This window comes from Lactobacillus sp. ESL0703, from assembly GCF_029433435.1.
Lineage (GTDB): Bacteria > Bacillota > Bacilli > Lactobacillales > Lactobacillaceae > Lactobacillus.
The window spans coordinates 278,451-291,583 of the sequence record NZ_JAQTIB010000002.1; the positions used below are offsets into that span (position 1 = coordinate 278,451).

Here is a 13,133-nt window from a genome sequence, read left to right on the forward strand (position 1 = left end):
AAGGTTCAAAAATATTATAATTAATATTGATACTTTGTTTGTTGTAGTTAATTAAAGCATAATTTATTGCTATATTCAATACTAAATTGTAAAAATATTAATTATCATAAAGTGGCGCAATGATAATCATATTTTTTGTGCTGGGGTAAGCAAATAACAGCGGTCAGCTTTTTGTTCGAGCTAAAAGTGCGACTTTATTATATACTAGAACGAGTTGTTTTAGTTCGAAAGGGATGGACGATGAGTTTACTAACGGTTAAAAATCTTGGCCAAAGTTTTGTGGATAAAACCTTGTACGAGGATGCAAATTTTGTCCTTAATAAAGAGGATCACATGGGGGTCACGGGACAAAATGGGGTTGGTAAATCAACCTTAATTAAGATTTTGACGGGTGAGATGCTGCCGGATGAAGGTCAAGTTAAATGGCAGAACAAAGTTGATGTCGGCTATCTTGACCAGTATGCCAAGTTAACGCCGGGGGAAACAATCCGCGGATTTTTGCGCACGGCATTTGCGTCGCTGTATCAAAAAGAAGACGAATTAAACGGACTTTACGCTAAATATGCTGAAAGTGGCAACGACGAGCTATTAGAAAAGGCCGGTAAAGTTCAAACTTACTTAGAAGAAAATAATTTTTACGGGATTGATACCGAAATTGAACGTGTTGCGTCAGGTTTGGGCTTAGCAGAATTAGGTTACGATCATGATGTGGCCCAACTTTCTGGTGGTCAGCGTTCCAAAATTATTTTGGCTAAATTATTACTGCAAAATCCGGATGTATTATTGCTCGATGAGCCAACTAACTATCTTGATGTGTCACACATTGATTGGTTAGTCGACTACTTGAATGACTTCACGGGTGCGTTTATTGTAGTCAGCCACGATTACGACTTTTTAGGCCGGATTACCAACTGTATTATTGATGTTGATGTCGGCACAATTACGCGTTATACGGGAACTTTGAAGCAAGCAATGCGGCAAAAAGAAGCTAACCGTGAAACTTATCTCAAGGCTTATGCTAACCAGCAGCGTAAAATCGCCAAAACGGAAGCTTATATCCGTAAAAATAAGGCGGGAACTCGCTCCAAGAGTGCCAAATCGCGTGAACGGCAACTAGCTCACATGGATGTTTTGACACCGCCGAAATCTAACCGGCGTGCGCGCTTTGACTTTCCTTATGTGGCAACAGCGTCTAACTTATTGCTGCAGACCCAAGACTTGGTAATTGGTTATGACCACGCGCTAGTTAAAGAGGCATTTAACTTTTCAGTTGGCGGCAATGAGAAGGTGGCAATTACTGGTTTTAACGGAATTGGTAAGTCGACCTTGCTGAAAACCCTGTTAGGACAATTAAAGCCGATTTTTGGTGATTTTGAATTATCTACAACTGCCAAATTAGCTTATTTTAAGCAGGATTTAACTTGGCCAAACAATAACATGACGCCGCTGCAATATCTGCAGGAAGAGTTTGAACGGCAAAAGCCAAAGGAATTACGTGGTGCGTTAGCACGCATGGGTGTGACGGCACAGCAGGCAATGAGCCCGTTGAAGAAACTATCTGGTGGTGAGCAGGAAAAAGTTAAGCTGGCGAAGATGCAGTTTGAGCCGGCCAACTTGCTGTTCCTGGATGAGCCAACCAATCACTTAGATCGCGATACCAAGGACGCATTGCGTAAGGCAATTGTTAATTTCCCTGGTGGGGTAGTTATTGTTAGTCACGAGCGCGATTTCTTTGAAGGCAACTGGGTAGATAAGACAATTGATATTGAAACGATGAACAAATAGACGAAAGATCAGGTAAACTGATCTTTTTTTATTAATTAAAATTGACCTTTGGTCATTTTTGCGTAATAATACTTTTAAACTGAGGTGAAAAAATGCCAAATATTCATACAACGCAGCAAAAGCAGGCTAAACGTGAATTAATTATGCAGGTAGCGATGCAGCTTTTTGCTAAGCAAAGTTATACCCAAATTACAATGAAACAAATTGCTGATACAGCTGGAGTAGCTAAGGGCACAATTTTTAATTATTTTGCGACTAAGGAAGACTTATTTATGAGTATCCTGCTGGAAGATTATTGCGTGTTTTTCACAAAAATTATCGAGCAGGTTAAGCAGCAGCCAGAAGTAACCCAAGCTCAGTTCATTGACCTGATGATTAGTTCTACACGGGCATTAATTAATAACCATGCGGAGCTGGTTCGCTTAAATGCCATTCGCGGCCCGGTGCTAGAAGGTAAAGCCAATATGACGGAGACGATTAAGCGCCGCAATAAGCTGTATGCACTTAGCCATGAACTTGGGGAGTTATTGGCGGTGAAGAGCAATCAGTTATTAACGCAGGGACAATTTAGTCATTTATTCGTTATTCAAAGTGCAATTATCAGCGGCTTAATGAATATGTCTTCGCTGGCTAGTTTTAATCATCAAGAGGTTGCCTTGACTTATCCAGACTTTACGATTGATTTAGTAGGGGAAGCCGAAGCCCAGATGCGATATTATTTAACAGGATTTTTTAAGGAACAAACAGATAATGAAACAAGCACAAATTCGTAATTTTGCCATTATTGCCCACATAGATCATGGTAAGTCGACATTAGCTGACCAAATTATGACGTTAACTAAAACGGTCAGTGAACGTGAATTTAGTGACCAAATGCTGGATGATATGGAAGTTGAACAAGAGCATGGTGTTACCGTTAAGGCAAGAACAGTGCGTAACTTTTACCAGGCACAGGATGGCCAGGAGTATGAATACAATTTGATTGATACTCCTGGTCATGTGGATTTTAATTATGAAGTTGCTAAGAGCTTGGCAGCTACTGAAGGGGCACTACTATTAGTTGATGCAACTCAAGGTATTCAGGCGCAAACGATTGCGAATTATCGCATTGCTAAGAAGAACAATTTGGCATTAATTCCGGTGATTAACAAGGTGGATATTGCTTCAGCTGATGTTGCCCGCACGCAGCAGCAGTTACTGGAGTTAGACAAATCCTTTACGCCGGAGCAGACGCTATTGATTTCTGCTAAAACTGGGCAGGGAGTTCCTGAATTACTTGAAGCAATTAGAACTCGGATTCCTGCGCCCCAAGGAAACAATCAGGCGCCACTTAAGGCATTGGTATTTGATTCAGTTTATGATGCTTATCAAGGAGTAATTATTGATGTGCGCCTAATTGACGGGCAATTATCGGCCGCAACTGACTTACAGTTAATGCAAGCAAAGATGTCATTTCGTCCCAAAGACATTGGGGTGTTGACACCTAATATGCAAACCCAAAAGGGATTACAGGCTGGTGAAGTTGGCTATATTGTGACTGGCATCAAGGACCCGAAAAAAATTCGGGTTGGTGATACTATTACAACTAAAGTGGAACCAACTAAAGAGGCACTGCCAGGGTATGAACCGGCTAAACAGTTGGTTTTTGCCGGTATTTATCCTAAAAATAATGATTTTCCAGCCTTGAAGCAGGCACTTAACAAACTGAGTTTAAATGACACGTCCTTTTCATTTGTGGAGGAGCGTTCAGAAGCATTAGGGCAAGGATTTCGTTGCGGCTTTTTAGGGACCTTTCATTTAGAAATTATTCGCGAGCGTCTGCAGGATGAGTATGGCATTGATGTCTTAACAACGGCACCGAACGTAACATACTTTGTCTATTTAAAGAATGGTCAAGAAATGAAAATCAATAATCCGGCGCAATATCCGGCTTTTGGTCTGATTGACCATGTGACAGAGCCGTTTATCAAGGCCGAAATTATGACGCCTAGTGAGACGTTAAATGCAATTTTGAAATTAACAGAGCAACATAAGGGGACGCTGCTGGACTTAGATAATGATGAAGCGCAAATTTTGGTGACAGTTAAGATGCCGTTGTCGGAAGTGGCGTACCATTTCTTTTCTGAATTAAAGTCGGTGTCGCATGGCTATGCCACACTTAATACGGAGTTCTTGGATTATGAGGATGCAGACTTAGTTAAGATTGAGGTGGATATTAACTACGCTCCGGTTGACTCGCTTTCATTTGTTGTTCACCGCATGGATGCACCGCAAATGGCGCAAAAATTGGTCAAGGAATTGAAGTATACGGTGCCACGGCGGCTTTATCCAACACCAGTTCAAGCAATCGTTGAAGGCAAAGCAATTGCCCGAGTTGATGTTCCGCCGCTGCGCAAAAACGCTGCGGTTGACGGTAATCAGCGGAGTGTCTCTAAAAAGGCAGCACTATTAAGACGCCAAAGTTTAAATAAAAGGCGGGCAGCTCAAGGAGAAGTTAAATTACCGCAGGAAGTATTTAATGTAATTTTGGAACTGTAAAAATTTGTCAGTTGCGTTAACCCATAATCTGAGTATAATGAATAATACGAGCCGACAAAAAACGCGAGATGCGTAATTTTGTTATGAGGATACCCGTCTTAACTGACAGGTACGGGAAGTACTGGTGTTTGGTCTACCTGATGTGAACAGAAGTAGCCAACTGTTTTTGTGAAAAATAGCCTCGATTAAAAAGAGCAAGTTCTTAGTTGAACCTGCTCTTTTTTGTTTATTTGATGTATAAAGCCTGCTTGCCCTGCTGGTTATAGCTCCGTTCTAAATTAGTCCACGGAATTTTCTCGTTTTTATGTCCAAAAGGATCATTAACCAAAACAATTCGCGCCCTTTTGTTAAAGCCGGTAATAACGCAGGCGTGCGATGATGGCGTAACGTGAACGTTGCCTTGAGCTGTTTTCCAAGTTTGCATGTCACCGACATGGTTAAAGTTGGTTGTGGTAATAATCATGACAGGATGGTCAGTTGAGACCAATTTCATTACTTGAATAAAGTCATGCCCCGTAAAATTTTGAATGCGGTTAGTATATTTTCGCGCCACTTGCTCTAGTGGCTCATTATAAACGCACCACCCGGCATTGGTCTGGCTCATATAGCCGACGAAGCCCTTATGGGGATTACCGCGATATTGGCCGTTGTCAGTAAATGAAGCAACGTGGGCAATATTTTGGGAGAGGTCCAGCTTAGTAACTTTGATGCCATAGTAGTTTAGCAGCATACTTAAAGAGGTGACTTCACAGCCATTAGGAAGGTCAGGATACTGATTTTCAAGTGGTACGTCCAGTTTTTGTTCAGACTTTAGGGTTAGCCAAGCATATTGATTGCGCCAACTTTTGGAATTAAAGGCAAAAATAATTGCTCCAAGAAGTAGGAGCATTATTAATAAAGATAAATATTTAGCGAATGACTTTTTGTTCTTCATAAATGCTATTTAATCATAAAAAACTATCCATAACCAAAAAAGCGCTCAATTTAATGAGTGCTTTTTTGGTTATTAATTGAAGGTCAGATTAGTGATGACTTGCACCTGAAAATGCGTCCATCGTGTGATCTACACCCTTAACAGGCATTCCTTCAACGTCCATTCCTGGGCAGAATACTTCGTCCATTGGCACACCTTTTTCTTCGGCTAATGCTGTGTTCAAAGTCTTCATATCCATCAAATGATACTTCTTGTCTGGATCTTTTGGATCAACAATTTGAATTTGAGCCATCATACCAGCATCTTCGTGTTCGATGATGTGGCAGTGGTACATGAAGACACCAGTGTTTTGGAAGTAAAGCTTGATGCGGACAGTTTCTTTAGGAGCAACTTCGATTGTGTCCTTGTAAACGCCACGTTCGTTAGGGTATGGTTCGTGACCATTACGTGATACTACTAAGAAGTGGGCACCATGAACGTGGAATGGGTGTAACATACCATGAGTCTTATCATTGGTGTTAGTTACGTCCCAGTATTCAGCGTCCATTAAGTTTTGCTTCATGTCAATTCTTTCCATGGAGAACAACTTACCGTTAATTTCGTTGTGGTTGTCCATAGTAACATGAGGAATTGGTGCGTTTGGATTTACAACTGGATCATGTGGTGTAAATAGGGTATCAGGAATGACACTGTCATCTTTTTCATATTGATGAATTCTAAATTCAACTAACTTGAAGTCATCAGTGTAAAGGTTGACAACGTCACCGTCTTTGTAGTCGCTGAAGTCAACAACTACTTGTTGACGTTCACCTGGCCCAATTAAGACCTTAGTCATCTTAACTGGATGCTCTAAGAATGAGTCGTCACCAGCGATTTGCGTCATAACTAAATCGTTGTCGAAGTGTAATCTCCATTCACGACGGTTAGAACCACCTAAGAAGATTAAACGTACTTTTTGCGTAGTAACATCAACGTAAGGCTTAATAACACCGTTAATTACTGGGTTATCACCGTAAACACCCATTGAATTGTAATCAGCCTTGTAGTCAAATTGGTTATCTTCGTGGAAAGTCCGGTCCTGCAAAATAATTGGGAATTCGTCCTTACCATAAGTCTTAGGAATTGGTAATTCAGCTTCGTTAGCGTCAGTAACAACAACACCCATTGCAAGTCCCATCCAAACTTGTGAAGCAGTTGATGGACATGGGTGAGCGTGCAGCCAAGTAAGGGCAGCAGGTTGGTTAACAACGAAGTCAATGTGTTTTTCTTCGCCTGGGTAAACTGGTGAGTGACAAGCACCATCGTTACCTGGTCCAGAAACTTCCATACCATGCCAGTGGTAAGTAGTTAATTCTGGCAAGCTGTTCTTCAAAGTTACGTGAACGTGTTGTCCGCGAGTTAAGACCATAGTCTTACCAAGAACTGGGAAGTTATAGCCCCAAGTGTGGGTCTTCTTGCCTGGTAAGAATTGGAAGTCGCCTTCTTGTGACTCAATTGTGTACCAAACATCATTGTTTTCAGCTTTATCTGGTTCCAATACTGGTGGAACGATTAACGGTTGAGCTTCAACATTGTCAGGGATAGTGAGTTCTTTGTAACCCATACCGTGATTTCTGTCAAAGTCTTCTGAATTATAAAAATAATCTGTGTAAACTTTATCTGACATATTCGTCTACCTTTCAGTTAAAAAATTTTCAGTTAAAAAATTTCATTACGCCTTAAATTTACTCTTGCTGAAAACGCTTGTAAAGTGGTTAAAATCATGATTTTATGCCAAGATTATAAAAGGCACTAGTTTTCAGAAAAACTGGCAACAAATGTTATTTAATTAGAAACAAAAATATGTTAAAAGTAGTGGTATTTTTGTCTTAAACAACTCGTTTTATTTGCTTACAGCGCTACTTACTAAAGATTAACGTTTTTTAAAAATAAAAATAAATAAATTGTTTTTAGCGTCGATGTTGAGTATCGTATAGAAGAATAATAAATTAGATTACACAATGAAAAAAGGAATTTTTAGTTTGAAGATTAATTTGAAGAATTTAACTGAAAAAATTGAACAAGAAGATTATTTACAAGATTTGGCAACTGTTAAGTATGCCGATTTGAGTAAGTCGAAGGCTAAAATTAAGGAAGCTGCTGCTAATATGGTCAAGGAGACCGCTGCGGCTGTTAAGAAGGGATCATTAAGTCATATTGCACTTGAAGTAACGGGACAGCGGCCAGTGACTTTTGCCTTGGAAACCAATATTATTAATTTGCCTTACAGTAATTACAAAAAAATCAGCAACTTTTTTGAAGAAGGACAAGATTATCCAGTCAATATTTACTTTGAGACTGCGTCAGATTATCTAAATGCGTCGAAATTTCGCATTGACCAGCTAGCAACTGAGGCTGAATTACAAGATGAAGATGCAGTTATTACGAAGTTAGCGGCTGCAATTAGCGAAAAGCTTAAGCAGGTGCGTGAATATGAAAAACCGGCACCGGCAGCTAAAAAAGCACCTGCTAAAAAGGCAGCGGCATCTAAAACTAAGAAAAAAACGGCGAAGAAGTCTGCTGCTAAGTCCAGTAAAGCTAAGAGCAAAAAAGAGTAGAATTGACTAATGAAGGTTGAATATGAGCGCTCGGGCTGCAAGCAATTTTTTAAAAAGCATAAGAACGAAATCAAGCTAATTAAGCACTGTATTGAAGAAGCTTTGACTATTCAGGTTGAAACAGGGATGTCCAAGGTTAAGCGGGCAGCAAGTGAGCGAGTGAATGGCGACTGCGTTTATGAATGCCGGGTAAATCTAAAAAAGACTGGTTCGGCACGAGTTGCCTTTATTATTGATGAGCAAAGCTTGATAACCGTTATCTATATTTCGTCTACTTTGCAAAAAGATGCCTTCACGCATTTACTTGAACGCAATTTAAAAGAAAATCATTATTCAGCTTAGCGAAAAAGATTGGCATTTTTGCCAGTCTTTTTTAGTAGATAACTATTCAAAATGAACTTTTTACAATATAATGGAAGCAATCACAGGAGGATTTTTATGTTTAGCTGGAATCTACTTGGCATCTTGTTATGGGTAATTGTTATCCTTTATTTTGTATTTGTAGTGCAGAATATCCGCAAGCGCCGAATTAGGATGATTATTAATAAGCACCGCCGCTTTAGTTGGCCTAATTTTTTACTAGATATTGTTGAAATCGTGGTTTTACTAGTTGGGATTGGCGGCTTATTTGCCAAGACCATGCTGGATAATCCCGATTTGGAGGATACGAGTAAAATCTCGTCAAATATTGTTTATCAGCCGCTGGTTATGGACACGGGAACTGGTAATTCAAGCTATGTGACCATTAACTCTAAGAAGAAAAAGATTGGCACACAGACTTATACCTTTTATCGTGCGGGTAAACGGGTCAAGGTTTCCAGTGATTTTGCGACAGTGGCTTACGGCAAGAATCCGCTGGATTTGAATGCTGAGCGGGTGCCTTATAGCGTTAAGCAATTGAAGCGAATGGATAAGAAGTATCAGCGGGCTTATGTTGCTACTTATACCGCAACTTACAAGAAGATTTGGCAGAATGGAATCGGGATGCACGCGGGACACAACGCGATGACCTACTACTTGATTAGAATTCCAGATGCATCATTCATTAAACAAAAATAAAAACGGCGACTTCAAAATTGAGGTCACCGTTTTTTAGTTGATTATTTTTCTGGTTTTTTGACCTGTCTGAGTAAGTTGCCGTCGATAAAGGCGAGTAAGAAACTGGCGGTCAAAAAGTCTAGGACGTTACCGGAAGAAAAGGCTGCAAGTAGAACAAACAGACTGGATAAGATGAGAGAACTAACGAGGTAGGTTCGTGCTGCTCGATATCTAAGCCACTGGTAAAAAGCATATGCAAGAACGACTAAATATGGCCCAACAAACAGCAGCATTCCCAGCCAGCCGAGTGCATATATTTGTGCCGAAAAGTCACGCTCTAAGTTGAAGATATTGTTTTCTCGAGTATATGAAATACCGAAAAATTTGTCTAAACGATTATTATTAGTCTTAATGACTTGGTTGAGCATTGCCTGCTCAACATGGCGGTTTTGCATGCGCGTTTGCCCGGGCTCATTCATGATTTTGAGCCAAAATTCAGGGTCGTATTGGTAGGGATAGCTCTTGAAGACGAACTTGGGATTGAGCGCATAAGCCTGATAATTCTTTTTGATAAAATGCCGTAAAAATTCGTCGCGCTCTTTGCCTTGGGGATATTTTGCTAGTCCGGCTTTGAGTTCGCGCGTTTCGCTTGTTAGGTCATGATCGGATTGCTTGGCAAGGTAGATTTCATAATTATAGCGTTGGATAGCGGGACCAAACGGCAAAATTACTAGTGATCCAAGTTCAATTAAAACAGCGGTTAAAAGTGCCCAGCCGCCTTTTTTAACGTCCTTAATAATAAACTTGTGGAAAATAAAGAGCAAACAGCTAATTATAATGCCGCCAATTAGTCCGATTGCTGCGACTTTGGTGCCGATTTCAATCATGGCAAGTGCTTGGACGACATTGAGGGTGACGGTGCGCCAATTAAATTCTGTAAATAGGTAATAGAGCATTAATGGCAGCAGCATGAACAGAACAGCCGAGATCATATTAGTAAAGTTAAAAAAGCCCTTGGAAGCCATGTGTGAGTAACCAATATTAGAATTGAAGAACCACATGAAAATATTGGCGCTGATTGTTCCGGTCTCGTAAGATTTAAGGGAAACGACAAATAGGTTGGATAATACAATTGTTCCTGAGAACAGTCCGGAGACGCCCTCAATTACAAGCCGCAGCTGTCTTTGGCCGAAATTAAATTCATCGGTTAAAAATAAGACAATGAGTGGTAATGCCATTCTAATTAAATAGAAGATTTCACTGGTCGTTGAGTAGCCGTATCCTGTAGGATTAACGCTGGTAAAATTGCGCACGTGAACTAGATGCAGTGCTGAATAGATGACAAGTAGCGCCAAATAGACCAACAGCCATTTACGCTGAGTAAGTTTAGACCATGATTTTTTCTGACTTAAGAAGAGTCCAAGCAGAACACCAACAACTAAAATCCGAATGATTGTTGGCAAGGTAAAGGGCAGGATATTGGCAAGCTGGCCATGGTAAAACCAATATAAGTCCAAAAATGGTTGACTGAGAATGAACCAAAATAAAATGGTTTTTGCTTTTTCTTTCAATGTTGTTCTCCATTTTGCAATAATTATTTTGTTAGCCTAATTTTAGGCAAAAAAAGTGTAAAAAAAAAGAGCAGTGAGATAAGATCACTGCTTTTTAAGCAAAAAATATTTTTATTTCGCTTTTTCGTCATTTTCTTGGTCGTCTTCTTTAGCCTTAGCGATTTTTTCAACTTTGACATCATTATCAGCTAAAGATTGAATTTCCTTAACTTTACGCTTTGGGGCTGCTTTTAGATTTTTGAAGTTGACAACAAGCTTGTTGTTTAAGTCACCGATGGCGGTTCTATCGGCTTCATCGAAGTCAATAATTTTTAACATAGCAGAATTTTCGTAGGTTTTTTCTACTTTACCGATAAATGGCTTGGTAAGTTCTTCCTCTGATTTTGCGCTGACAATGTCACCTAATTTTACATCTGCTTTTTTCAAAATGCTTCTTCCTCTCTCTCCCACGTTTCATTATAATAGAAAGATATTATTATAAAAGTCAATTGTTTTCAAGTAAAGGGAGTCTACATTTTGCGAAAATTAATATTAATTGCTGGTCCCAGTGGTGCAGGTAAGACAACGATTTCGGAATATTTGACGAAGGAATTTGGGATTCCGCGGGTGGTGACGCATACGACAAGACCGAAACGGCCGGGTGAAAAGCAGCATCAAGCCTATCATTTTGAAGATGATGCGTCTTTTAGTAAATTACACTTTTTTGAGCATGTACGGTATGGCTCATATCAATACGGTTCAAGTAAGGAGGCACTGGACGCTGCTTGGCAGCACAATGACTTGGTGTCGTTGATTGTGGATATTCAGGGAGCTAGTTCGTATCTTGAGCAGTTAAAGCAGCAGGTTTACTTTTTGTACGTGACAACCAGCAGCAAGCAGGAATTGGAAGAGCGGCTGGTTAAGCGTGGGGATGATCCAGCTAAGATTCAGGAGCGAATGAGCGGCGATGAGTTAAATCAGCTGCCGGACAAGCTTGCGGCAAGTGCACATATCCTGGTTAATGATGATTGGTCTAAAACTAAAAAATTGCTAAAGGCAATTGTTACAAGCCTTTAATTGAACTAAAATTTCTCTTTTTAACCGCTTGAAAACAGGTCATAATTGAATTCTCATGATTTTGTAGCTTGTTTGACATAAACGTGTAACATTTGATGGGTAATATATAAACTGACGGTTGGAAGAACCATTAAACTATTAAAATCAAAAAATTGTAAGTTGGAAGAAGAGAGAGAATTTTGAAACACAAACATAGTTTAATTAAGTTAATTACAGTTATATCATTATTCTTTGTTGGCAGTAGTACTGCCGTTTCTGCGGTTGCTAGTTCAAGTGAAGTTGTTAGTGCTAGCGCAGTTACTAAAAAGCGTAATGCCGTTGCTAAGCTTGCCAAAAAGCAAGTAGGTAAGAGCTATGTTTATGGTGCCACAGGTCCTTATTCTTTTGACTGTTCTGGCTTAGTTCAATATGTCTTTCGCAAGGCTGGTAATACGACATTGCCAAGAACCACTTACTCACAAGTTACAGTTGGCAAGAGCGTATCTTTAAATAATCTCAAGAAGGGCGACTTGCTTTTCTGGGGTTCTGTTGATGCACCTTACCATGTGGGAATTTGTGTAGGCAACAACAAGTTCGTTCACGCCGCAACTCCAGATCAAGGTGTTAAGGAACAAACAATTAGTACTTACTTCTATCCATCAGCAGCTAAACGTATTCTTAATTAAGTTGACGCTGCAAAATCTTTTTTAACAATTACAATTAAATTTAACTGAGCCTTTTCGGAAAATATTATTTCTGAAAAGGCTTTTTTACACACTAGTATCTATTTTGTAATATTTATGTAACATAACACGAGTAAAATTTACAATGTAATGATAGAAGTGTAACAATGATGGTTGGCTTGTAACAACCATCTGGTGTAATTGGGAGAATTTGATTTTGAAAATTAAGAGTAATATAGCTAAATTTACTACAGCTGCAGCTCTTGCCGTTACTGGTATTGCGACTGTCAATGCTGTTAATGCAAATTCTACAACTTCCAGTGTTGAAGCTGCGACTGAGAAGGTCAAGGTTAATTATGTTCCGGGATATGGTGTTAATATCTGGAGCAGTTACAAAAATCCTAGTTTCACGGGTCAAAAAGTTCAACACGGAACGGTTGTTAATGTCCTTAAGACTAAGAATGATGCTAAGGGCAATACTTGGTATAAAATCGGCCCTGGCCAATGGATTGAATCACAGTATACAGTCAAGGCTGATTCACCTGTTAAACGTGAACACGTTGCAGCTACAACTAATAAACAAGCTAAAGAAATTGTAAAATTAGCTAAGTCAGAAGTTGGTAAGGCTTATGTCTGGGGCGGCAATGATCCGAGCGGTTTTGATTGCTCTGGGTTAGTACAGTATGTTTATAATCAAGCTGCTGGTAAGGACGTTACGCGAACAACTTATACTCAAGTTAAGCAAGGTCGAACGGTTTCAATGCAAGATTTGAAGCCAGGTGATTTACTCTTCTGGGGTTCTGCAGATGCGCCATACCATGTAGGAATTTATATTGGTAATGGCGAGTTTGTTCATGCGGCAACACCATCACAAGGAGTTATTAAAGCAACTCTTAGTTCATACTTCTATCCATCAGTTGCTAAGCGGGTTCTTAACTAAATAACCCAAATA

At 39.7% G+C, this 13,133-nt stretch carries 13 protein-coding genes; 9 read left to right on the plus strand and 4 right to left on the minus strand.

Annotation, left to right across the window (positions count from 1 at the left end; translation table 11 throughout):
* Positions 1-240: 240 nt before the first annotated feature.
* The 3 genes from PT278_RS03805 (at position 241) to lepA (ending at position 4,323) form a co-directional block, all read left to right on the plus strand.
* On the plus strand, positions 241-1,785 hold the full coding sequence (locus PT278_RS03805; RefSeq protein ID WP_277130436.1) for an ABC-F family ATP-binding cassette domain-containing protein: 1,545 nt from the start codon (positions 241-243) through the stop codon (positions 1,783-1,785).
* Between the two features lie 92 nt (positions 1,786-1,877).
* Positions 1,878-2,558, plus strand: a complete 681-nt coding sequence (locus PT278_RS03810; protein WP_277130437.1) for a TetR/AcrR family transcriptional regulator — start codon at positions 1,878-1,880, stop codon at positions 2,556-2,558.
* Entirely contained in the window at positions 2,536-4,323 is a 1,788-nt protein-coding gene (lepA, locus tag PT278_RS03815) for a translation elongation factor 4 (protein ID WP_277130438.1), read from the plus strand. Before PT278_RS03810 ends, lepA begins: the two co-directional genes overlap by 23 nt.
* A 226-nt stretch (positions 4,324-4,549) precedes the next feature.
* On the opposite strand, the gene PT278_RS03820 is transcribed toward lepA, so the two are convergent.
* Together PT278_RS03820 and PT278_RS03825 are read right to left on the minus strand one after the other, a co-directional pair.
* A complete protein-coding gene (locus PT278_RS03820) occupies positions 4,550-5,212 on the minus strand; it encodes a C39 family peptidase (protein ID WP_277130700.1) in 663 nt (220 codons plus the stop codon).
* 133 nt (positions 5,213-5,345) lie between these two features.
* Positions 5,346-6,923 (minus strand): multicopper oxidase domain-containing protein, encoded by a 1,578-nt coding sequence (locus tag PT278_RS03825; RefSeq protein ID WP_277130439.1) that lies wholly within the window; start codon positions 6,921-6,923, stop codon positions 5,346-5,348.
* A 355-nt stretch (positions 6,924-7,278) separates the two neighbouring features.
* Between PT278_RS03825 and PT278_RS03830 the strand changes: the two genes are divergently transcribed.
* From PT278_RS03830 to PT278_RS03840, 3 genes are all read left to right on the plus strand, one after another.
* Entirely contained in the window at positions 7,279-7,854 is a 576-nt protein-coding gene (locus tag PT278_RS03830; protein WP_277130701.1) for a hypothetical protein, read from the plus strand.
* A 9-nt stretch (positions 7,855-7,863) separates the two neighbouring features.
* Positions 7,864-8,196 carry a hypothetical protein gene (locus PT278_RS03835; RefSeq protein ID WP_277130440.1) on the plus strand — a complete coding sequence of 111 codons (333 nt, stop codon included), beginning with the start codon at positions 7,864-7,866 and terminating at the stop codon, positions 8,194-8,196.
* Positions 8,197-8,292: 96 nt separating this feature from the next.
* Positions 8,293-8,913 carry an LVIS_2131 family protein gene (locus tag PT278_RS03840; protein ID WP_277130441.1) on the plus strand — a complete coding sequence of 207 codons (621 nt, stop codon included), beginning with the start codon at positions 8,293-8,295 and terminating at the stop codon, positions 8,911-8,913.
* A gap of 41 nt (positions 8,914-8,954) precedes the next feature.
* Here the strand turns inward: PT278_RS03840 and PT278_RS03845 are convergent, their stop codons facing one another.
* Together PT278_RS03845 and PT278_RS03850 are read right to left on the minus strand one after the other, a co-directional pair.
* Entirely contained in the window at positions 8,955-10,463 is a 1,509-nt protein-coding gene (locus PT278_RS03845; RefSeq protein ID WP_277130442.1) for an O-antigen ligase family protein, read from the minus strand.
* Between the two features lie 111 nt (positions 10,464-10,574).
* Positions 10,575-10,889 carry a DUF2187 domain-containing protein gene (locus PT278_RS03850; RefSeq protein ID WP_277130443.1) on the minus strand — a complete coding sequence of 105 codons (315 nt, stop codon included), beginning with the start codon at positions 10,887-10,889 and terminating at the stop codon, positions 10,575-10,577.
* A gap of 90 nt (positions 10,890-10,979) precedes the next feature.
* On the opposite strand from PT278_RS03850, the gene PT278_RS03855 reads away from it, so the two are divergent.
* The 3 genes from PT278_RS03855 (at position 10,980) to PT278_RS03865 (ending at position 13,121) form a co-directional block, all read left to right on the plus strand.
* Complete coding sequence (locus PT278_RS03855) at positions 10,980-11,519, plus strand: AAA family ATPase (protein ID WP_277130444.1); 540 nt, start codon at positions 10,980-10,982, stop codon at positions 11,517-11,519.
* 179 nt (positions 11,520-11,698) lie between these two features.
* Complete coding sequence (locus tag PT278_RS03860; protein WP_277130445.1) at positions 11,699-12,184, plus strand: C40 family peptidase; 486 nt, start codon at positions 11,699-11,701, stop codon at positions 12,182-12,184.
* Between the two features lie 214 nt (positions 12,185-12,398).
* Positions 12,399-13,121, plus strand: a complete 723-nt coding sequence (locus PT278_RS03865; RefSeq protein WP_277130446.1) for a C40 family peptidase — start codon at positions 12,399-12,401, stop codon at positions 13,119-13,121.
* The last annotated feature ends 12 nt before the right edge of the window (positions 13,122-13,133 follow it).

What these genes read in the sequence shown, in the direction of transcription:
- PT278_RS03820 (WP_277130700.1), bottom strand. Translation starts at nt 5,212, where the DNA reads ATGCTCCTACTTCTTGGAGCAATTATTTTTGCCTTTAATTCCAAAAGT.
- PT278_RS03810 (WP_277130437.1), top strand. Translation starts at nt 1,878, where the DNA reads ATGCCAAATATTCATACAACGCAGCAAAAGCAGGCTAAACGTGAATTA.
- lepA (WP_277130438.1), top strand. Translation starts at nt 2,536, where the DNA reads ATGAAACAAGCACAAATTCGTAATTTTGCCATTATTGCCCACATAGAT.
- PT278_RS03805 (WP_277130436.1), top strand. Translation starts at nt 241, where the DNA reads ATGAGTTTACTAACGGTTAAAAATCTTGGCCAAAGTTTTGTGGATAAA.
- PT278_RS03840 (WP_277130441.1), top strand. Translation starts at nt 8,293, where the DNA reads ATGTTTAGCTGGAATCTACTTGGCATCTTGTTATGGGTAATTGTTATC.
- PT278_RS03835 (WP_277130440.1), top strand. Translation starts at nt 7,864, where the DNA reads ATGAAGGTTGAATATGAGCGCTCGGGCTGCAAGCAATTTTTTAAAAAG.
- PT278_RS03825 (WP_277130439.1), bottom strand. Translation starts at nt 6,923, where the DNA reads ATGTCAGATAAAGTTTACACAGATTATTTTTATAATTCAGAAGACTTT.